At 57.0% G+C, this 19,677-nt stretch carries 18 protein-coding genes and 2 pseudogenes; 4 read left to right on the top strand and 16 right to left on the bottom strand.

Annotation, left to right across the window (positions count from 1 at the left end):
• The first annotated feature begins 71 nt into the window (after positions 1 to 71).
• Positions 72 to 1,097 carry an IS110 family RNA-guided transposase gene (locus AC1MEE_RS09215; RefSeq protein WP_480413682.1) on the top strand — a complete coding sequence of 342 codons (1,026 nt, stop codon included), beginning with the start codon at positions 72 to 74 and terminating at the stop codon, positions 1,095 to 1,097.
• A gap of 480 nt (positions 1,098 to 1,577) precedes the next feature.
• On the opposite strand, the gene AC1MEE_RS09210 is transcribed toward AC1MEE_RS09215, so the two are convergent.
• Both AC1MEE_RS09210 and AC1MEE_RS09205 read right to left on the bottom strand, forming a co-directional pair.
• On the bottom strand, positions 1,578 to 3,467 hold the full coding sequence (locus AC1MEE_RS09210; protein ID WP_480415034.1) for a methyl-accepting chemotaxis protein: 1,890 nt from the start codon (positions 3,465 to 3,467) through the stop codon (positions 1,578 to 1,580).
• An 81-nt stretch (positions 3,468 to 3,548) separates the two neighbouring features.
• On the bottom strand, positions 3,549 to 3,800 hold the full coding sequence (locus AC1MEE_RS09205; protein WP_480415033.1) for a hypothetical protein: 252 nt from the start codon (positions 3,798 to 3,800) through the stop codon (positions 3,549 to 3,551).
• Between the two features lie 34 nt (positions 3,801 to 3,834).
• On the opposite strand from AC1MEE_RS09205, the gene alr reads away from it, so the two are divergent.
• Positions 3,835 to 5,073, top strand: a complete 1,239-nt coding sequence (alr, locus tag AC1MEE_RS09200; protein ID WP_480415032.1) for an alanine racemase — start codon at positions 3,835 to 3,837, stop codon at positions 5,071 to 5,073.
• Positions 5,074 to 5,208: 135 nt separating this feature from the next.
• Here alr and AC1MEE_RS09195 read toward each other — a convergent pair whose 3' ends face one another.
• The 13 genes and pseudogenes from AC1MEE_RS09195 to AC1MEE_RS09135 all read right to left on the bottom strand — a co-directional run bounded on the left by AC1MEE_RS09195 (position 5,209) and on the right by AC1MEE_RS09135 (position 17,089).
• A complete protein-coding gene (locus tag AC1MEE_RS09195) occupies positions 5,209 to 5,637 on the bottom strand; it encodes a GntR family transcriptional regulator (protein WP_480415031.1) in 429 nt (142 codons plus the stop codon).
• Positions 5,638 to 5,845: 208 nt separating this feature from the next.
• A pseudogene (locus tag AC1MEE_RS09190) lies at positions 5,846 to 6,436 on the bottom strand (HAD-IIB family hydrolase); the annotation flags it as partial.
• A gap of 159 nt (positions 6,437 to 6,595) precedes the next feature.
• Positions 6,596 to 7,390, bottom strand: a complete 795-nt coding sequence (locus tag AC1MEE_RS09185) for an ABC transporter ATP-binding protein (protein WP_480415030.1) — start codon at positions 7,388 to 7,390, stop codon at positions 6,596 to 6,598.
• Positions 7,384 to 8,382 carry an ABC transporter permease gene (locus tag AC1MEE_RS09180; protein ID WP_480415029.1) on the bottom strand — a complete coding sequence of 333 codons (999 nt, stop codon included), beginning with the start codon at positions 8,380 to 8,382 and terminating at the stop codon, positions 7,384 to 7,386. The genes AC1MEE_RS09185 and AC1MEE_RS09180 overlap by 7 nt, the downstream gene beginning before the upstream one ends.
• On the bottom strand, positions 8,369 to 9,442 hold the full coding sequence (locus AC1MEE_RS09175) for an ABC transporter substrate-binding protein (RefSeq protein ID WP_480415027.1): 1,074 nt from the start codon (positions 9,440 to 9,442) through the stop codon (positions 8,369 to 8,371). The genes AC1MEE_RS09180 and AC1MEE_RS09175 overlap by 14 nt, the downstream gene beginning before the upstream one ends.
• Before the next feature lie 28 nt (positions 9,443 to 9,470).
• A complete protein-coding gene (locus tag AC1MEE_RS09170; protein ID WP_480415025.1) occupies positions 9,471 to 10,796 on the bottom strand; it encodes an LLM class flavin-dependent oxidoreductase in 1,326 nt (441 codons plus the stop codon).
• Positions 10,797 to 10,826: 30 nt separating this feature from the next.
• Positions 10,827 to 11,768: an aliphatic sulfonate ABC transporter substrate-binding protein gene (locus AC1MEE_RS09165; protein ID WP_480415024.1), complete on the bottom strand. Its 942-nt coding sequence runs from the start codon at positions 11,766 to 11,768 to the stop codon at positions 10,827 to 10,829.
• A 269-nt stretch (positions 11,769 to 12,037) separates the two neighbouring features.
• Positions 12,038 to 12,253: a TOBE domain-containing protein gene (locus tag AC1MEE_RS09160; RefSeq protein WP_480415022.1), complete on the bottom strand. Its 216-nt coding sequence runs from the start codon at positions 12,251 to 12,253 to the stop codon at positions 12,038 to 12,040.
• A gap of 209 nt (positions 12,254 to 12,462) precedes the next feature.
• A complete protein-coding gene (locus AC1MEE_RS09155) occupies positions 12,463 to 13,347 on the bottom strand; it encodes an ABC transporter substrate-binding protein (RefSeq protein ID WP_480415021.1) in 885 nt (294 codons plus the stop codon).
• On the bottom strand, positions 13,337 to 14,116 hold the full coding sequence (locus AC1MEE_RS09150; RefSeq protein WP_480415020.1) for an ABC transporter permease: 780 nt from the start codon (positions 14,114 to 14,116) through the stop codon (positions 13,337 to 13,339). The genes AC1MEE_RS09155 and AC1MEE_RS09150 overlap by 11 nt, the downstream gene beginning before the upstream one ends.
• 2 nt (positions 14,117 to 14,118) lie before the next feature.
• The gene (locus AC1MEE_RS09145) at positions 14,119 to 14,958 is read right to left on the bottom strand and encodes an ABC transporter ATP-binding protein (protein ID WP_480415019.1); all 840 of its coding nucleotides are present in this window, start codon (positions 14,956 to 14,958) and stop codon (positions 14,119 to 14,121) included.
• Positions 14,959 to 15,002: 44 nt separating this feature from the next.
• Complete coding sequence (locus AC1MEE_RS09140; RefSeq protein WP_480415018.1) at positions 15,003 to 16,037, bottom strand: ABC transporter substrate-binding protein; 1,035 nt, start codon at positions 16,035 to 16,037, stop codon at positions 15,003 to 15,005.
• A gap of 71 nt (positions 16,038 to 16,108) precedes the next feature.
• Positions 16,109 to 17,089 carry an aldo/keto reductase gene (locus tag AC1MEE_RS09135; protein ID WP_480415016.1) on the bottom strand — a complete coding sequence of 327 codons (981 nt, stop codon included), beginning with the start codon at positions 17,087 to 17,089 and terminating at the stop codon, positions 16,109 to 16,111.
• Between the two features lies 1 nt (position 17,090).
• On the opposite strand from AC1MEE_RS09135, the gene tnpB reads away from it, so the two are divergent.
• On the top strand, positions 17,091 to 17,450 hold the full coding sequence (gene tnpB / locus AC1MEE_RS09130) for an IS66 family insertion sequence element accessory protein TnpB (RefSeq protein WP_240050551.1): 360 nt from the start codon (positions 17,091 to 17,093) through the stop codon (positions 17,448 to 17,450).
• A gap of 17 nt (positions 17,451 to 17,467) precedes the next feature.
• A complete protein-coding gene (gene tnpC / locus AC1MEE_RS09125; protein WP_480413559.1) occupies positions 17,468 to 19,024 on the top strand; it encodes an IS66 family transposase in 1,557 nt (518 codons plus the stop codon).
• 43 nt (positions 19,025 to 19,067) lie between these two features.
• Here the strand turns inward: tnpC and AC1MEE_RS09120 are convergent.
• A pseudogene (locus AC1MEE_RS09120) lies at positions 19,068 to 19,202 on the bottom strand (aldo/keto reductase); the annotation flags it as partial.
• Positions 19,203 to 19,677: the final 475 nt, after the last annotated feature.

Here is a 19,677-nt window from a genome sequence, read left to right as displayed (position 1 = left end):
ATGGTTACCCCCCGTCCCGCCCGGTGAAACGCCACTAAGCTTTCATCGGGCACCTAACGGAGACCATTGCCATGAATCGTGTAGAAGTCGTGAGTGTTGATCTGGGAAAACAGTGCTTCCACGCTATTGAGTTTGATAGTCGCGAGAAGGAGATTCTTCGCAAGAAGCTCACTCGCGTGACGCTGTTGCCATTCTTTGCCAACCTCGACCCTTGCACCGTGGTGATGGAGGCCTGTGGCGGTGCCCATTTTCTAGCGCGTGAGCTGATCAAACTCGGGCATACGCCCAAGCTGATTGCCGCCAAGCACGTGAAGCCAATGCTCAAAAGCAACAAAAATGACTTTGCCGATGCCGAAGCGATTTACGAAGCACGCAAGCGTCCGAATATTCATTTTGTCTCGCCAAAAACCGAAGTCCGGCAAGCGCAGGGCCTGTTGATTACGGTGCGCGATGCTTTCGTCAGAGACCGCATAGCGACGTCAAATCGGATTCACTGCATCCTTCTGGAGATCGGTATTGCGTTGAGTGCCAGCCACAAATCAATCAGAGAGCTCCCCGTCCTGCTTGATCAAAAGAGCATCCCGCCTGCTTTCAAAGCGCTGCTGTTAGAGCTGCATAGCCACTTCAATTACCTCGAGGTGAAGATCAAGGACATGGACCGGCAAATCAAACGCCAAGCCGCTGAAGATGATCTGGCTCGCCGTTTGATGACAATTCCGGGCGTCGGCCCGATCACCTCCAGCGTCCTGGCCTCGGAGCTGGGCGATGGCAAGCAGTACAAGTGTGGTCGCGACTACTCGGCGTCGATCGGGTTGGTGCCCAAGCAGTACACGACAGGCGGCAAGCCGAGACTTTTGGGGATCAGCAAGCGCGGCGATCCCAACCAGAGAAGGTTGTTAATCCAGTGTGCGCGGGTCTATTTGATCGCTCTGGATCGACAGAAAGGCGCGTTGGCAGACTGGGTCCGCCAACTGCTGAGCCGACACCACAGCAATCATGTGGTCTGCGCCCTGGCCAACAAATTAGGCCGCATTGCCTGGGCAATCGCGGCCAATCACAGCGAATTCGATGCAGGGCCAAGCGCGATGAGCGCCTGACCCTGCTGTCACCCGAGCACCACCCACCTGGTTTTGCGATGCTGGATAACAGATGACGTGAACGGCATACCGGCCTGACGAATACCCTGGGCTCCCACACGGCTGAAAAAGCCGTCATTCTATCAAGGGTCGTCGGGCGCGATTTTCATCGAGGCGCGGGGTGCGATATTCCCCAGACGCCGGATAGATTAAAGCAAGCCAAACACGCATCAAAAACAGTATTGCAGAAAAGGGGGTAACCATAGATGTGGGAGCAGGCTTGCAACTACGCGTCCCGCTGCGAAAGCATTGGATCAGGCTCAAATATTCCGCAAGTCATGACGATCTTCTTTGCACGACTGGCCTCTTCGCAGGCAAGCCTGCTCCCACAGGTGATCCGGAATGTCCGAGAATAATTCTTTTTTTGCAACCCACTGACTTGCCCGCCATATAGAACAATCAAAACATCAACGGTGGCCCCCATAAAGTGAGGGCAACCGATCAGATCCGAAAACTACCCACCAACTGCTTCAAGCGAGCCGCCTGCTGCTCCAGATCGGAACAGGCCCGCAGGGTCGACTGGAGGTTTTCCACGCCGTCCTGATTTAGGGTGTTGATCTCTCTAATGTCCGTATTGATCGACTCGACCACGGCGGTCTGCTCTTCCGTGGCGGTGGCAACCGATTGGTTCATGCCGTCGATCTCACCGATGCGCAGGGTCACGCTAATCAAGCGCTCGCCGGCCAGGTTGGCGATTTCCATGCTTTCCAGGCTGTGGCGTTGGCTCTGACTCATGGTACTGACCGACTCGCGGGCGCCGACTTGCAGCTCTTCGATCATCGTCTGTACCTGTTGCGCCGATTCCTGGGTGCGATGGGCCAGGCTACGTACCTCATCGGCGACCACCGCAAAACCGCGCCCGGCCTCGCCAGCGCGGGCGGCTTCAATGGCGGCGTTGAGTGCAAGCAGGTTGGTTTGCTGGGAGATGCTGGTGATCACCTCCAGAATCTGCCCGATATTCACCGTTTTGCTGTTGAGGGTCTCGATGTTGCCACTGGAAGTGCTGAGCATCTCGGACAATTTGTTCATTGCCTGGATAGTTCTATCGACGACCTGCTGACCCTCTTCAGCCAGACCCCGGGCATCGCTGGCCTGATGCGAGGCTTGGGCTGCGTTGCGGGCAATTTCCTGCGCGGCTGCGCCTAGCTGGTTGATGGCGGCCGCAACGCTACTGGTCCGGCTGGATTGTTCGTCGGAGTTGAGCATCGAAGAATTGGAAGCGCTGACCACCCGCAGGGCGACTTCGTTGACGTGCTCTGTGGCCGAGGAGACTTCGCGGATCGAACCATGAACCCGCTCGACGAAGCGATTGAAAGCCGTACCGAGGATGCCAAATTCGTCCTGAGTCTGGATGGTCAGGCGCTTGGTCAAATCGCCTTCACCGTCGGCGATGTCCTGCATGGTTCTGGTCATCACCCGCAGTGGCTGCATCAGGATCCGAATCAGCATGCTGAGTAAGGCGATGATAATCAGCACGGCGATGAAGGTGGCTATCAGCGCTGAAGCACGAAATTCGCTGAGCATTGAAAAAGCCTTGTCCTTGTCTACGGACAAACCTACATACCAGTTCAGTGATTGCAAGCCTTTGATCGGAGCAAAAGTGACGATGCGGGTTTTGCCATCAGTCCGAACTTCACTGATATCGCTGCTGATGTGCGGGGTATCTTGCGGATAGACATCCTTGAGTGTCTTCATCACCAACGCTTTGTCCGGGTGGACCAGAATCTTGCCGTCGGCGCTGACCAGAAAGGCATAGCCCAGACCATTGAAGTCCAGGGCATTGATACTGTCGGCAATGGCCTGCAGGCCCAGATCACCGCCAGCGACACCCAGGGTCTGCCCGGCCTTGCTGACCGCGTCGACGACGGAGATGACCAGGTTACCGGTCGTGGCGTCGATGTAAGGCTCGGTGACGGTCGGACCGCTGCTTTTGACCGCATCCTTGTACCAGGGGCGGGCACGAGGGTCGTAGCCATCCGGCATCTTGGCGTCCGGATAAGTAATGAATTTACCTTCTTTATCCCCTACATAGGTGGCGATAAAAGTCGACGCAAGGGCTTGCTGCTTCAGCAACAGCGTTATGTTTTCCGGAGCTGGATTGATCGCCACCGACTGTGAGAGGTTTTCCATCAACAACACTCTGCCATATAGCCAGTTGGCAATATTGCTAGCGGTGACATCACCCATCTCGTGAAGATAACTATCCAGGTCTTTACGAATTGCACTGCGCTGCAGATAGTCATTGTAGGCGGTAAATAACGCGAAAACGGCGATGACAATCAGTGAGACGGCAAGCAGGATTTTGTGGCTGAATTTCAGGTTATTGCTCATGGGCTGGTAATCCAGGGAGCCTTTCGAGAAAGGGAAGCGAGTGCGGTTATTCTCCCTCCACTCAAGCGGCCGACTCGGCTGTTATCCAATTGGCTCTCGACTCAAAATGCTGAAAGCTTCACCTCGGCAGCCGATTCCGCTTTTGCTGAAAAGTACAATTTTCACCGATCCAGTGCGCAAATTAAATTTCGGTTGTTTAGCCCCTTTTAACAACGTCATCCGCTGCGTCAGGCCTATCACTCCACATAAACAAACGACGTCTTTGCATAAAAATTCCATGGCTGTTCGCTCGATGCCAACTGGACCTGGCTGATGCCAGATCCACGCGTGCATAGAGCCTTTCCTCATCTAGCATGGAAGACTCGATATGCCACGTTTTATGCTCAGCTCGCTGACGCTCGCTCTGGCTTTGACGGCAATGATGCCCGTGGTCAATGCCGCCCCTTTACTCGATCCCACGCCGGAACACCCGAGCGCCGATAGTCGATCGGCCCAGAGCAATACCTGGCTGGAGATCGATCAGGCCGCTTTCGAAGGGAATATCACCAAACTCCAGCAACGGCTGGCGGGCAAAAGCCAGATCTGCGCCGTAATGAAAGCCGACGCCTATGGAAACGGCATTGCCCTACTGCTCCCCTCCGCCATCAGGATGGGCATCACTTGTATTGGGGTGGCGAGCAATGAAGAGGCGCGTGTTGCTCGGGCAAAAGGCTTCAAGGGCCGCTTGATGCGTTTGCGCAGCGCCACCGTTGGTGAAGTGGAAGATGCACTGAGCTACAACATCGAAGAACTGGTCGGCAACCTGGAGGTTGCACGCCAGCTCAACGAACTGGCCACCCGCAAGAGCGTGAAATTGCCTGTTCACCTGGCGCTGAATTCAGCGGGCATGAGCCGCAACGGCCTGGAAATGAGCACGGCAGAGGGGCAACAACAAGCGGTGGATCTGACGCGGCTGGATCACCTGAATATCGTCGGGATCATGACCCACTTCCCGGTCGAAGAACGAGAGGATGTTCTCCGCGGACTGGCCAAATTCAAGGAACAGTCCGGCTGGCTGATCGAGCACGCCAAACTGGACCGTAGCCGGATCACCCTGCACTGCGCCAATACCTTCACCACCCTTGAGGTGCCCGAGGGTTGGCTGGATATGGTTCGTCCGGGGGCGGCGCTCTATGGCTATCCGGTAGGCGGGCATAACGAGTTTCAACGGGGCATGCAGTTCAAGTCACGGGTCGCGGCGGTGAACGCCTACCCGGCGGGCAGCACCATTAGCTACGACCGAACCTATACCCTGAGCAAAGACTCGTTGATCGCCAACATACCGGCCGGCTACTCCGACGGCTATCGACGAGCATTCTCCAACAAAGCCTCGGTGCTGATTCACGGTAAACGCGCACCGGTCATCGGCAAAGTCACCATGAATACGCTGATGGTCGACGTCAGTAGTATCAAGGGTGTGCAGGCGGGAGATGAAGTCGTTCTGTACGGCAAACAGGGTGATGAAGAGATCACCCAGACCGAGCTGGAGACCATCAACGGCGCGTTGTTGGCGGACCTCTACACGATCTGGGGCAACTCCAATCCGAAAGTCTTGAAGTCCAGGTAAGGGTGGCAGAAGAAGGTGCGCAGGCACCTTCTTTTGGCCTTGACCGGCAGATCCTGATTCAAGAATCTGAATGGCTGAATGGCTGAATGGCTGAATGGCTGAATGGCTGAATGGCTGAATGATCTGCGCACCCGATCACTTTTGCTCAAAGTGGTCTCGCAGGTATTCAGCCGCCTCATCTGACGCTTGCTTGACGTGCGTTGTCATCAACGCAACTGCCAGCTCCACGTCTTTTGCCCGGTATGCCGCGAGAATCGCACGATGCTCGTCCTGGCTATCAATCCCTGCCGAGCGCAGCTGCATGTAGATATGCGTATAGCGCTGCGCAATGGTGTGCGCGCGGGTGATCATATTTTCCAGGTGCTTCATTTGCGCAGGTGCATAAAGCGCCGTATGCAACGAGAGGTTCCATTGACTGCTCAGGATCGGATCGTGAACTTTCTCGAACTCATCGATGATGCGTTCGACAGCATCAAGTTGCTCGGGTGTCGAGAGCGGTACCGAATGGCGAACGGCCAGCGGCCTTCCTGAAAGACCTGGAGCCGGTGATTGCCATGCCCCCAAAGATCCAGACGATTGGCCCAGTCCTGCATCATTGTCCGACGCTGTTCAACGTATTCCGCGTGGTTGTCCGGTCGCAGGTAGGCAGGCGGGACGCGAGAAGTTTATCCACTGCCTCGACAAAACCAACCCCGCCAGGCCCTTCAGTGATCCAGGCTGGCGGTGTCGATAGCTGTGGCAAGTATTTGCGCACGGTACTTACACCCACTGTGTGGCGGAAGAAATCGAACATCGGTGCATCGTTGGTCGAGTCGCCGGAATACAGAACCGCATCACGGTTCTCATTGATATCCAGGCCATAAACCTCAGCCAGAATGCGTCGGGACATACTCAGCTTGTCATAGCCGCCAAGCCAACCCAGGATCCACAGATTGTTGACGGTTACATCGGCCCCCGCTTCGCCCAAAGCCTCCACTATCGCCTGCAGAGCCTCCGGGTGTTCCGGCAGGGAAAAAGCCAGACTCGTCAACCTGTACGGCTGATCGCTGGCCAGTATCGCTTCGGGCACCCGGTCTTGAACTTGTCGAGCGATGGCCTGCAGTCGACTCGACACCTTGGCCTGCTCGGCATCGGAGTGCCAGAAATGCCGACGCAGTTCATGCCCGTCGACCGAGCGTTGGAAAAACAATCCTCCATTTTCCCCAATCACCCCATCCACCGGCCACATCCGAGCCATCTGATCGCACCACCCGGCGGGTGCTGCCGTGACCGGAATAACGCGGATGCCATGCGCTTGCAAGCGCTCCAGGGCACTGTAGGTGGCGGCTGCCAAACGGCCCTGGTAAGTCAGGGTTTCATCCATGTCGGTTAGAACGAAACGAACGCTGTGGAACTCGGCATCAGAGGCGGTAAACAACGGTTGCATGGGATCCTCATTTTTTGAAAGGGTCAGAATGACTCAAGACTACAGGGCTCAACGCAGCATTGAGTGAGTCGTCGAATACAAGGCTCGCAGGATTGACTACCAGCTCTCCCCCAACCCCAACAGGCCCATGATCTGCCGTCGCAGGTCCACCAGATAGGGGTCGTCGCGATGACGCGGATAAGGCCGCTCGATGGTCAGTTGCGCCTTGATCGCTGCCGGTCGATCACTGAAAACGATCACCCGATTGGCCAGTAACAAGGCTTCTTCGACATCGTGGGTGACCAGCAGTGCGGTGTAGCCCTGGCGTTGCCACAAGTCGATCAGTTCCTTCTGCATGGTGATGCGGGTCAACGAATCCAGCTTACCCAATGGCTCGTCAAGGATCAGCAAACGCGGTTCGTTGACCAACGCTCGAGCCAACGCCACACGCTGGGCCATGCCGCCTGACAATTGGCGTGGATAAGCTCGGGCGAATTGACTGAGACCGACTTTTTCCAGCGCCGCATCGACCTTGCCGGAATGGGTTTTGAGGATGCCCTGGGCTTCCAGACCAAGGGCAACGTTGTCCCTCACTCGCCGCCACGGGTACAGGGTTGGGTCCTGGAACACCACGACCCGACTCGGATCCGGGCCGGTAATTGGCGCGCCATCGGCCAGCAAGGTGCCGGAATCCGCGGGTTCCAGTCCTGCCACCAGACGCAATAGCGTGGACTTTCCGCAGCCCGAAGGCCCGAGCAACGCTACGAATTCGCCGGGTGCCACGTCAAGGGACACCCGCTCCAGTACTGGTAACCGCTGACCGTCCAGAGCAAAACCGTGACTCAGGTTGTCAATGCGCAGCGCCAGCCCCGCTGAAACAGGGGCTGCCGATGTGTGTGCCTGCCCTACCATTTCATCGCTCCTTTTTGCCAGGCCAACAACCGATCACGGATCAGGAACAGCCCGGAAATCAGACCTGAGCAGGCCAGCGCCATGATCAACAGTGCCGCGTACATATTGGCGTAGGCCGCCCAGCCCTGAGCCCATTGCAAGTACCAACCGATGCCGGATTTGACGCCCATCATTTCCGCCACCACCAGCGTCGAAAACGAGGCGCCAAGCCCCATGAACAAACCGACGAACACATGGGGCAACGCCGCGGGAATTGCCACTTTGAAAATCAGAAAACTCTGTTTCGCGCCCAAGGTCCGCGCCACGTCGTAATAAGCTTTATCGACACTGGCAACGCCGGACCAGGTCAGCACTGTCACCGGAAACCAGGTCGCGAGGGCGATCAAGAACACACTGGCACTCCAACTGGTGGGAAACAGGAAGAAGCACAGCGGCAACAACGCCGTCGAAGGCACCGGACCGAGAATGCGCAGTATCGGATGCAGCCAGTAGCCGATACTGCTTGACCAACCGATGGCAACCCCCGCGACAAAACCGGTCGCTGCGCCAAGCGCCACGCCAGCACCCAGCAACAGTGCCGAATGCAACAAGCTGTCGGCCAGTCGAGGCCAATCTTCGACGTATACATCAAGCAGCGCTTGCGGTGGCGCGAAAAATGGCACTGGCAGAAGCCCCAGCTTGGCGGTGACCAGTTCCCATATGCCCAACAAAATCGGCAACGCGATCAGCCAGGCGCTCGCCAGACGGATACGGGTAGCGACCTTCGCCGACCAGTGACCGACGATGCCCAGCAAGACGATCAGTGCCGCCACCGCCAGGCACAAGTTCGCCAAACCCTGGGTCATCGGCCAGTTGCGCGTGGCATTGGGTACGTAGCTGATCAATAGCGCGACCGCCACCCACACCATCACCGCCACCGCGCCTTGTCGCCAGACCTCAAAGGCCCGGCGCGACAGCGGCCTGGCCAGCGTTGAAACCTCAGCTGAAGACATCGGCAGTGATCTCCTTGGCGAACTCGCTGGCGTTGGTGCTCTGGCGAATGACTTCCACGGTTTGCAGATCGCTGACGTAAGTGGTGATTTCTTTGGTCAGCACCGAGCCCACGGCATGGTGGCCGTGGGTATGGTCATGCAGGATCGCCTGAACTTCTTCGGTGGACGTGTTCAAGGCGTAGGTCTGGAAGCCCTTGGCCACGGCCTCCGGATGCTGGACCGAATAATCGTGGGCTTCGAGAATCGCCTGGGTCAGGGCTGCTGCCACACGCTTGTCCTCACGCACCAATTTGCCGGTGACACCGACCACGCAGCAGCTGAGGTTGGCGTACTCCTCGACCAAATTACTGGACAGCTCCTGCGCTTTACCCGACTTGATCAAGCGGTACATGAACGGGTCACTGCCGCTTACCGCCTGGACTTCGCCACGCTCCAGCGCCGTGCCAAGCAGGTCCGCCGAATACAGCCGCCATTCCACATCACGCACGGGATCAATGCCGTGTTTTTTCAGCAGGATTGAGAAGAAGTTGCGGTCCGGGCTGGCCATGTCGGTGACGCCGATGGCTTTGCCTTTGAGGTCTTCGAGTTTATGTACGTCGCTGTTGACCGCACTGAGCAAGCGCAGGCAACCGCCATGCGTACCGGCGGTGAGTTTGACGTCGAAGCCCTGCTCCAGCGCCTTCAGCCAGCGCAACGCCATGCCCACTCCCGCATCGGCCTTGCCGGTGGCGATGGCTTCGAGCAGGACCTCGGTGGAGTTGCCAAAGTTGACCAGCTCGACATCGAGGTTGTGCTTCTTGAAGAAGCCCTGCCCATGAGCAATGACGACAGGCGCCAGGCACACCGCGTTGAGATTGACCGCCAGCTTCAACGCACGCGGTTTGTCCAGCGCGATGAACTCGCCTGTGCCAGCGGGTTCAGCGCCGGGCTCGACAGCATGTCCGGCATGCTCATCGGCAGCCCGGCTGGTACGCGGCAAAGACATCAACAGCGGGGCCGCCAAGGCGAAGCCGGCCAGACCCAAGAGGTGTCGACGGGTCAAACGATCATAAACAGCCATTCAAGTATCCCTTTGGTCATGGAGGTGGTCAGTCTTTCAATTCGGCGAGGCCTAAATGCTCACGCAAGGTCGAACCTTCGTAAGCGCTGCGGAACAGCCCTTTGCGTTGCAGATGCGGAGTCACGCTTTCGACGAATTCGCTGAATGATCCCGGCAGATAACCCGGAGAGATCACAAAGCCATCGCAGCCTTCGCCGAGGAACAGGTCGGCCAGTTGATCGGCGATCTGCGCACCGGTACCCACCAGTTGTGGCACGCGAACGCTGCTGGCGAAAATGCGGCCCAGTTGTTCCAACGTGGTGTCGGCGCCCTGCATCAGCAGCTTTTCTGCAGCGGCGGGATGAATCAGCGGCGATTGGGCGATCTCGGCCAGGGTCGCGGACAACGGGAACGGCGACAGGTCGACATTGAGTTGCGAGGCCAGCGTGACCAGCCCCAGCTCGGGACGTGCCAGCGCGTTGTGCTGATCACGCTTGGCGCGTGCTTCGGCTTCAGTGCCGCCAATGAATGGCATGACCGCCGTCAGCACCTTGCAGTTATCCGCGTCGCGGCCCTGTTGCACCACCTGCGCACGCACGTCCTCGCGGAAAGCGCGCATTGCGTTCAAATGCGGATGAATGGTGAAGATCGCCTCGGCCCAGCGCGCACCGAAACGCCGACCGCGACCGGACGATCCTGCCTGAATCAGCACCGGTCGCCCTTGTGGCGTGCGCGGAATATTCAGCGGTCCTTCGACCTTGAACCACTCACCACTGTGCTGCACCGACTGGATTTTCGACGGATCGGCCAGCACCCCGCTTTCGCGGTCCAGCTTGAGCGCATCGGGGCCCCAACTGCGCCACAACTTCAAGGCCACTTCGACGAACTCATCGGCGCGGTCGTAACGCAGGTCGTGCTCAAGGTGCTTTTCCTTGCCGAACAGGCGCCCTTCGCTGTCGTTCATCGAGGTGACGATGTTCCACGCTGCACGGCCCTTGGACAGGTGATCGAGGGTCGCGAATTCCCGGGCGATATGCGCGGGTTCGTAGTAGGTCGTGGAACGGGTTGCACCAAGACCCAGCTTGCGGGTCTGACCGATCAAATAAGACAGGATCGGCAAGGGGTCCAGGCGTGTCGCGTCTTGCGCGCCATAGCGCAACGCCAGATCGCGGGAGCCGCCCATCTGGTCACCAACAGCCAGGCGATCGGCGAAGAACAGGAAGTCGAACAGCCCCTCCTCCACCACGTTGGCGACGCGTGCGTAGTACTCGGGATCGAGGTAATTGCCGACCGTTTCCGGGTGACGCCACACCGCGTGGCTGTGGATGACCGGTCCGGTCAGCAAAAACGCGGACAGGTGAATTTGACGAGCCATGCAGTTCTCCCAAGTGATAAACGCGGTTTGTTACTTGGCCTTTGGCGCCCAGACAGCGATGTCGGACACGTTCATTGGCTTGGGAATCAGCTTCGCCGCGTAGTAGGTGTCGGCGATGCGTTGCTGTTCGGCCAGGTCGTCGACCTTGACCGGCACGATGTCGTAACTGCGGCGGGAGTTAGCCAACTCGACCGTGGCAGGCGGGATGTTGCCCCACAGCGGCCCGAGAGTTTGTGCGGCCTCTTTCGGATGCGCTTTGACCCACTGCCCGGTCTCGCGCAGGGTATCGAAGGTAACTTGCAACACATCCGGATGCGCCTTGGCGAACTTCGTGGTTGCCAGATAGAAACGGTTGTAATCGGCCACCCCATCCTTGCCGTCCGCCAGCACACGCACGTGATGATCCAACTGTTGAGTCGCCAGGAACGGATCCCAGATGGCCCAGGCATCCACGTTGCCGCTGGCAAACGCAGCCCCGCCATCCGGCGCTTCCAGGTAACGAGGCGTGATATCGGCGAGCGTCAGTCCGGCTTTTTTCAACGCCGAAATCAACAGGTAGTTGCTGCCCGAGCCTTTTGAGACCGCCACGGTCTTGCCTTTCAGATCGGCGACGCTATGGATCGGTGAATTTTCCTGAACGATGATTGCTTGCGCGCTGGACGACGAATTCTCCCGCGCGTAGTAGGTCAGCGGTGCATCGGCAGCCTGGGTGAACAACGCGAAAGCGTCGGCCACATCGGCATGTAGATCGACACTGCCAGCGTTCAGGGAACTGAGCAGGCCGGTGCTGAATTCATGCCAGTTGACGGTGAAGCCCAAGGGTTTCAGACGCTCTTGCAGTTGGCCATTTTGCTTGAGCAGAATCCATAGCGTCGAGGAACGCTGGTAACTGATATCGATGGCTTGCTGTGCATGAGCCCCCGCAGTAGCGAATAGCAGACTGGCGGCGACGATGAGTTTTTTCAACTTCATGAAAGACCTTGGTATGGGTTAGATCGGAGAGACTGAGCGAAAAAATCGGGTCAGCAGTGCTGCGCCCGGCGAGGTTCGAAGGCCGAAAAATAAATCAGTATTTATTATATTAACGATAGAAAATTATTAAAGAATCATATAATTCTATGGTTATTCCGGTTTCAGCATGCGCTAGCAGAAATGAACGGCCTCGACATTTGCACGACCGAATGCGGGCAAAAAACGTCGAAGCCACAGGTCTTCAGGTTCAAGCCTTGAACCCGGCAATTTCAGAGCTTGGCGATCGAGACCTCGGTGGATTTGACGAACGCAATGACCTCGCTACCTACTTTCAATTCAAGATCGCGCACTGAACGGGTGGTAATTACTGAGGTAACAATTCCGGAGGCAGTTTGCACATCGATTTCGGAGACTACAGGGCCTTCCAGTATTTCCTTGACGACGCCCTTGAACTGGTTCCGGACGTTGATCGCTTTGATGGTCATGATGAGGCTTCCTGTCTGATGTTGGGCAAATCCGCACTGATGTGCAGGCGTCCAAAATGCACCTCATGAACCAATAACAAAAGGAATATATAATGATTTATTTATTCCTTAATCGAATAACAAAAACCCTTAAGCTAATTTCTGGAAATTATTTATAAATTATTTTTTAGAACAATTTGCTGATCTCCGCCCTTGCCTGAACCTGCACATTAATGACACACCAACCCATCGCTGATCTTCAAACTGTCGAGCATGATCGCGTTGCTGCGTAGGCCCCATGCCCTCGCCTGCCCGCCTCGTTCCTGCCAATCGCGCAACCCCGCTTGCACCAACTTCAGGCTTTTTCGATCTGGCTGTGCCAGGTACACCTGAGCATCGGCGCTGGCGTCGAGAGTTTCTGGCAACATCCGATAAAATCGCCAGTCGGGTTGTTGGAGCAGGCTTTTGAGCACGGTGCGCTCATCCGCGAGCAACCCGCAGTCACCGGCGATGAACGCGGTTGTCGCGCGGATGCTTGAAGGGTAGGTCTTGAGATTGGCTCCTTGACGCTGCAAAGCGGCCGCCCAAGGACTACCGAATGCAACGCATACTGCCTGGCCGCTCACCCTTGACCCAGCCGACCGCGAGTCGTTACGCAATGCCACTAACGCCCCGACGCGGTAGGAAACGGGCAGTTCGGTGAGCGCCGCGCGTTGATTGATCAGACCGGGGACCTCGAGACTACCAACGATCACCGCGTCCACTTCGCCTTTGAGCAAAAAGAGCGCGATATCCCCCGTCGGTAATGCCGTCAGATGTACCGCAATACCCAGATAACGACCCAATGAAGTTGCCAGCTCACGGTCCATTTCGTCAGGTTCGGACACCATGGCGGCGTTACTGAACGTCGGTCGCGGGTAACTACGCACGGCAATGCGTAACACCTGCTTTTGCCGGGCTTGCTCCAATACCGGCCCGGCGGGCTGCGTGGCGGGGTCAAACACCAGTAGTTCCCAGAACAGCCAGAGCAACCATACACCCGCTCCACAGGCCAGGATCGCCAATCTATAGCATGCCCAGCCTCGGGCAACTGACCGCTCGGAATCACCCCGCATGTTTGAGCCCACGACGCCAGCGCGTGAAGCGCCGCTCCAACAGCGCCAGCAGGAAATTGAGCAATAGGCCCACCACCGCCAGCAACAAGATCCCGGCGTACATGCTCGGAATCTGGAATACCTCTTGGGAGTTGAGCGTCAAAAAGCCCAGCCCCGAGTGCGCGCCAATCATCTCTGCAGCCACCAACGCGGTGATGCTATAGGCGCCCGCTAAACGGGCCCCGGTAAAAATCGAGGGCGACGCGGACGGCAAGACGATTTTCAGAAACAGAAAGCGACGATTAGCCCCCATAGACAACGCTGAATTGATCAGCAAGCTGTCCACCTGCTTGACGCCGCTAATGGTGCTCAACAGGATTGGCCAAAAGGATGCCCAGAAGATGATCGCCACCTTCGACATCTCTCCGATTCCCAGAAACAGGATAAATACTGGGAAAAGCGCCAGCGCCGAGGTTTGCCGAAAGAACTGCAATAGCGGGTCGAGCACCCGTTCCAACCGGGCGAACCAGCCCATCAGCAAACCTAGCGTGACCCCACTAATGATCGCCAAGGCCAAGCCCGCCAGGGAACGAATCAGGCTCGCCTGTAAATGCTTGAACAACACGCCGGACCTTGCCATGTCCGCAATGGCCGCCAGTACCGCCGAGGGTGGACTCAAATACCCTGGATTGACCCATCCCAAACGCGGTAACGCTTCCCATAGCGCGAGAAAAACCAGGATGCCCAGTGAGCTGTCGATCACCCTGCGCGAAGCTGTATTCCAACTCATGGTCACACCCCTATCCGGTAGCCGCCGCGCTGCGCGACCTGTTGCCAACTCTCACGCAGGGTTCGTTCATCAATGCCTTGATCATCGGCGACTGTGCTGCCCATCGCCTCTCGCAACGATGTCCACGCCCGCTGACGCAACTGCACAAACGCGTGGCTGTTGCGCAGTTCCGGCAATCGGGGGCGCTCCAGGTTGATGTCGATAATTTCCTTGACCCGCCCTGGGCGCGGGGTCATGACCGCGACCCGGTCCGAAAGGAAAATCGCCTCGTCCAGGCTGTGGGTGATAAACACAATGGTTTTCTTGTGCAGGTCCCAGATCCGCAGTAACTCGTCTTGCAGCGTCTCTCGGGTTTGCGCGTCCAGGGCCGCAAAAGGTTCGTCCATCAGCAAGACGTCCGGCTCATACGCCAGCGCACGAGCAATGGCCACTCGCTGGCGCATACCGCCCGACAGCTCATGGGGATAACGCGAAGCGAATCCTGTGAGTCCCACCAAATCCAGGTACTCGCGGGCTTTTTCCAGCCGCTCGGTTTTTGCCACCCCGCGAATTTCCAGCCCCACCGCAATGTTGTCGAGCACCGACCGCCACGGCAACAATGCATAACCCTGAAACACCACCCCTTGATTGCGGTTAATGCCCGGCAAGGTTTTGCCATCAATGTCCAGCACGCCGCCGGTTTTCTTCGCCAGCCCTGCGAGGATGTTAAGAAAAGTGGATTTTCCACAACCCGATGGTCCGAGAATGGACAGGAACTCACCTTCACGCACCTGTAAATCGAAGTCTTCCAGAACCACCACCCGCTCGCTGCGCCCGGCTTCATCCTGTGCCTGGTATTCCATGTGCACGCCCGAGGCAGCGATTTTATGTGCTGGCGCCTCCTTCATCAGACGTGACCCTTGGCAAGCGGGTTGAAGTCATTGGTGTAGACGTCCTTGACGGATATAGCGCCGCGTTGCAGCTTTCCTTCGTTCTCCAGGATGTCGATGTAGTACTGAATCGGCGGCTCGGTGATGACCAGATCGTCAACATAGGCGTAGCGCTCGACCAGTTCGAGCCGGGTGCCGATACGCTCGGACACTAGCTTGCGCGCGGGGTCGGGATTGGCATTCGCCCAGTTCGCTGCCTTGGCAATCGCCACGACGAAATCGCGGGTAGCTTCGGGGTTTTCCCGGCTGAATTTGCCGTAGACGCTGTAAGGCGACATACCACCGAGGCCTCTGTCCAGGTCGTAATCGCTCCACAGCTTACGCAGTTCAGGGTTGTGCTCCGCTCCGCCTGAGGCAGGCGGATGGATGATTGCGATATCGATGTTGCCGGTGGCCAGGGTTTGCTCCGCCTGGTTATCGGGGATCACCACCCAGTTGATTTTGTCGACGTCGACTTGGTGCTCGCGCAGGTATTTTTTGGTGACGAATTCGGCGCAGGCCCCAAAACTGTTGAAGCCTACGGTTTTGCCTTCCATGTCCTTGGGAGTGAATATCCCTGAATTGGCGCGCACGAAATACTTCATGTGTGGCGCTTCTTCCAGAGTCTTGCCACCCGCGGCAACGACTTTGAGATCCAGGCCACTGGCAATGGCGGAAATCACCAGCGGCACCATACGCGAGCCGAAATCAATCTCGCCGGTACCCACCAGAGGGATGATTTGCGGTGCCGCAATGCGCCCGATGTAATTAGGTCGCGTACGCGTCCCTTCGAAATAGCCCAGCGAATCTGCGAGGTACACCAGGTCAAACGAAGGGTTGTCTGGGTACTTGAAACTCACCACTTGGTCGGCGCGATTGTTAAGCACCGCCGGCGCGCCGGCGAGTGTTTTAGCCGGCTTGTCGCAGCCCGGCAAAATCAGCCCCGCTGCCCCTGCGACCCCTAGTAACGCGACCTGCTTGATGAACGCTCTTCGGCTGTTACGCTCTTGCATTCTGACCTTTCCTTTCGTGACAGCCGAAAAACCTGCCCAGTGATGTAGACATTACGTCGAATAATCCGGGCTCACACCCGCGATTGACGTCCAAAAAACGGATGACTCGGGTCGTTGTAACCCGGCGTCGAGGAGTGACCTGTCACCACCAGATCATTGACGAAGGCTTCGTCCTCGGCGGTGAAGCTGTACTCCAGCGCGGGCAGGTAATCGTCCCATTGCTCTTCGGTACGAGGGCCGGCGATGGTTGAGGTGATCAGGCGATTATTCAGTACCCAAGCCAACGCGAACTGGCCGCTGGTAATACCCTGTGCCTGCGCATGGTCTTTGATGCGCTGCGCCAGATTGAGCGACTCGGGTCGCCACTCGGTTTGCTGCAGACGTGCATCCTTACGACCGGCACGAGTGTTTTCCGGCACCGGCTGGTCCGGGAGGTATTTGCCGGTCAGTACGCCGCGTGCGAGTGGGCTGTAAGAGACCACACCAATCCCGTAGTAATCGGCGGCAGGCAAATGCTCGATTTCGATTTGTCGATTGGCCAGGTTGTACAGCGGTTGGCTGGCTGTGGGACGCTCAACGCCCAGTACATCAGCGGCGCGACTAAATTCAGCCAACTTCCAGCCACGATGATTCGACAGCCCGTAAGCCTGAATCTTGCCGGCACGTATCAGGTCCGACAGGGCTCGAACAGTTTCCTCCACCGGGGTGTGGGGATCTTCACGGTGCAAATAAAACAGATCGATGTAATCGGTGTTCAGGCGTTTAAGGCTGGCGTCCACCGACTGAATGACATTGAGCCGCGACGCACCATGGTTGTTGGGCCCCGCGCCACCCGGATTAGGATTGACGAATTTGGTAGCCAACACCCACTGCTGACGCCGTGCGCTTATCAAGCGCCCTACCACTTCTTCAGAAACCCCGCCGTTGTAGCCATTTGCGGTATCAATGAAGTTAATACCCTGATCAAACGTAAGGGATCCATGAACCCCACATTCAAAGCTGCCATCGGATCCCGAATGCTGTGCTCCCGATTCATCTCTGGAGCCAGCCACAATGATGCGCCCCGACGCCAAAGTCGAAAAAGTGTACCTCTACCCCAAGGCCGTGGACTTCCGAAAGTCCATCGATGGCCTCGCCGCTCTGGTCGAACTGGATATCAAGGTGGCCGTGTTCGACCCGGTGCTTTTCGTCTTTCTGAATCGCCACCGTAATCGAGTGAAAATCCTCTACTGGGAGCGCAACGGCTTCTGCCTTTGGCTCAAACGCCTGGAATCCGAACGTTTTAAAACTTCGCCCGATGCCACCGACGAGGCCATCGTATTGACCGTCCAGGAGCTGAACTGGTTACTCGACGGTTTTGACCTGTGGCGTAATCGTCCACATCAGGTTTTGACTCCAAGATTTGTCGCCTGACGGGTATAATCCAGGGCATGCCATCCATGCCCGACAACCTTCCTGATGACCCAGTGCTTCTCAAGCAGATGCTGCTTGATACGTACGAAGCGCGCGCGCGTGATCAAGAAGTCAAAGAGGCTTACGAGACTCATATCGTTGATCTGAAAGAACAGATCAAGTTGCTGCGTGACCGTATATTTGGTCGTAAGTCCGAGCAAACGGTTGAGCCCAACACACCGCAATTGGCCTTGTTCAACGAACCCGAAAGCGAGCCGATGCCTGTCTTCGATGACGCCGAGGAAGAAGAAGTCGTTGCACCGACTAAGCGCCGTGGCAAACGCAAGCCACTATCGGCTGATCTGCCGCGTATCGAAGTCATCCACGAACTGCCCGAACACGAACTGACCTGTGCCTGCGGTTGCCGCAAACACACCATTGGCGAAGAAACCAGCGAGCAGTTGGACATCGTGCCGATGCAGATCCGGGTCATCAAACACATCCGCAAAGTCTACGGCTGTCGCGGTTGTGAAACGGCTCCGGTCACCGCTGACAAACCCGCTCAGTTGATTGAAAAAAGCATGGCCAGTCCGAGCGTGTTGGCGATGCTATTGACCACCAAGTATGTCGATGGCTTGCCGCTGCATCGTTTCGAGACGGTGTTGAGTCGACACGGTATCGATATCCCGCGTCAGACCTTGGCACGCTGGATTATCCAGTGCGGCGAGCACTTGCAACCGTTGCTGAATTTGATGCGCGACCGGTTGCTGGAAAGCCCGGTCATCCACTGCGATGAAACCCGCGTCCAGGTACTTAAAGAACCGGATCGCGACCCGACCAGCCAATCCTGGATGTGGGTACAGGCCAGTGGGCCGCCGGATCGAAAAGTCGTGCTGTTCGACTACACCTCCAGCCGTGCGCAGGAAGTACCGCTGCGGCTGCTGGAAAGTTATCGCGGCTACGTGATGACCGACGATTACGCAGGTTATAACGCGTTGGCGTTGCAACCCGGTGTTGAACGGCTGGCGTGCATGGCCCATGTGCGACGTAAGTTCGTCGACGCACAAAAAGTACAGCCCAAAGGCAAGACGGGCCGCGCCGATATAGCACTGACGATGATCAACAAGCTGTACGGCATCGAGCGTGAACTCAAGGACAGCAGTGATGAGCAGTGTTTTACTGGGCGTCAGGAAAAGAGCCTACCGATCCTGGCCCAGTTGAAAGGCTGGCTGGAAAAAACGCAGTCGCAGGTGACGCCACAAAGCGTGCTGGGCAAGGCCGTGAATTATCTGGCCAACAACTGGAGCCGGCTGGAGCGCTACGTGGAGGCTGGTTTTTTACCGATCGACAACAACCCGGCGGAGCGTGCAATAAAACCGTTTGTGATCGGGCGCAAGGCTTGGTTGTTCAGCGATACGCCCAAAGGCGCGACCGCCAGTGCCCAGATCTACAGCCTGGTCGAGACCGCCAAGGTCAACGGCCAGGAGCCCTATACGTGGCTGCGCCACGTACTGGAACGACTGCCGCATGCGCAGTCGGTGGCCGACTACGAAGCGCTATTGCCATGGAACTGCTCGCCAGATATGCCACGGTAAACACAAAGCGCATCTATCGGTAGGTGTACTTTATGGATCGGATACGATCAAACGCCTTGTCGGCGATACGCTTGGCCACTTCTTCGCTGGTTTGCCCACCGAACATCATGGAGCCCAAGGTCAACGGCGACACTTTAATGCCGTGGCGACCTAAAGGACGGTATTCAATAGCGCTCATGGCAGCTCCTGTTGTTTAACGTGATTGATTTAACGTGATAAATAGAGCGCGCCAGGCTATTTAATGTAAGCACCCCTTAAACTAAACGCCGCCACCTATGTCGGAACCAGCGCAAAAAAACCATCAGGAGTACTACCCTCGCAGACGCGCCGAACAGCAGCAGGCCACGACAATAATAAACGCCGCCAAACCCAGTCAATATCAAGTTATATTATTGCTATAACATTTTCAGCTAACGCTACGCCAATGCTCGAACTAAGCATATAACCAAAAAAAACCTTCAAGGCCTCTACCACGGCCATCAGCGATGCTCGCACGCTACTTTCTCATGAGTCAGCGCCCCCATGCTCATCACTGAAGTGTTGCCTGACCAACAGTAATTACACACACTGTATTGTTGCAGTACAACACTTTCAGCGCGACAGATTAATAACGCACTGGTTTAACCCCACCCTCCCGTAACTTATTCACGACA

Source organism: Pseudomonas sp. ASL3 (assembly GCF_056680425.1).
Note: the sequence above shows the minus strand (reverse complement) of the source record. Positions and strands in the feature narration are given on the sequence as shown.

What these genes read in the sequence shown, in the direction of transcription:
- AC1MEE_RS09215 (WP_480413682.1), top strand. Translation starts at nt 72, where the DNA reads ATGAATCGTGTAGAAGTCGTGAGTGTTGATCTGGGAAAACAGTGCTTC.
- AC1MEE_RS09210 (WP_480415034.1), bottom strand. Translation starts at nt 3,467, where the DNA reads ATGAGCAATAACCTGAAATTCAGCCACAAAATCCTGCTTGCCGTCTCA.
- AC1MEE_RS09205 (WP_480415033.1), bottom strand. Translation starts at nt 3,800, where the DNA reads ATGCACGCGTGGATCTGGCATCAGCCAGGTCCAGTTGGCATCGAGCGA.
- alr (WP_480415032.1), top strand. Translation starts at nt 3,835, where the DNA reads ATGCCACGTTTTATGCTCAGCTCGCTGACGCTCGCTCTGGCTTTGACG.
- AC1MEE_RS09185 (WP_480415030.1), bottom strand. Translation starts at nt 7,390, where the DNA reads ATGGTAGGGCAGGCACACACATCGGCAGCCCCTGTTTCAGCGGGGCTG.
- AC1MEE_RS09180 (WP_480415029.1), bottom strand. Translation starts at nt 8,382, where the DNA reads ATGTCTTCAGCTGAGGTTTCAACGCTGGCCAGGCCGCTGTCGCGCCGG.
- AC1MEE_RS09175 (WP_480415027.1), bottom strand. Translation starts at nt 9,442, where the DNA reads ATGGCTGTTTATGATCGTTTGACCCGTCGACACCTCTTGGGTCTGGCC.
- AC1MEE_RS09170 (WP_480415025.1), bottom strand. Translation starts at nt 10,796, where the DNA reads ATGGCTCGTCAAATTCACCTGTCCGCGTTTTTGCTGACCGGACCGGTC.
- AC1MEE_RS09165 (WP_480415024.1), bottom strand. Translation starts at nt 11,768, where the DNA reads ATGAAGTTGAAAAAACTCATCGTCGCCGCCAGTCTGCTATTCGCTACT.
- AC1MEE_RS09160 (WP_480415022.1), bottom strand. Translation starts at nt 12,253, where the DNA reads ATGACCATCAAAGCGATCAACGTCCGGAACCAGTTCAAGGGCGTCGTC.
- AC1MEE_RS09155 (WP_480415021.1), bottom strand. Translation starts at nt 13,347, where the DNA reads ATGCGGGGTGATTCCGAGCGGTCAGTTGCCCGAGGCTGGGCATGCTAT.
- AC1MEE_RS09150 (WP_480415020.1), bottom strand. Translation starts at nt 14,116, where the DNA reads ATGAGTTGGAATACAGCTTCGCGCAGGGTGATCGACAGCTCACTGGGC.
- AC1MEE_RS09145 (WP_480415019.1), bottom strand. Translation starts at nt 14,958, where the DNA reads ATGGAATACCAGGCACAGGATGAAGCCGGGCGCAGCGAGCGGGTGGTG.
- AC1MEE_RS09140 (WP_480415018.1), bottom strand. Translation starts at nt 16,037, where the DNA reads ATGCAAGAGCGTAACAGCCGAAGAGCGTTCATCAAGCAGGTCGCGTTA.
- tnpB (WP_240050551.1), top strand. Translation starts at nt 17,091, where the DNA reads ATGATGCGCCCCGACGCCAAAGTCGAAAAAGTGTACCTCTACCCCAAG.
- tnpC (WP_480413559.1), top strand. Translation starts at nt 17,468, where the DNA reads ATGCCATCCATGCCCGACAACCTTCCTGATGACCCAGTGCTTCTCAAG.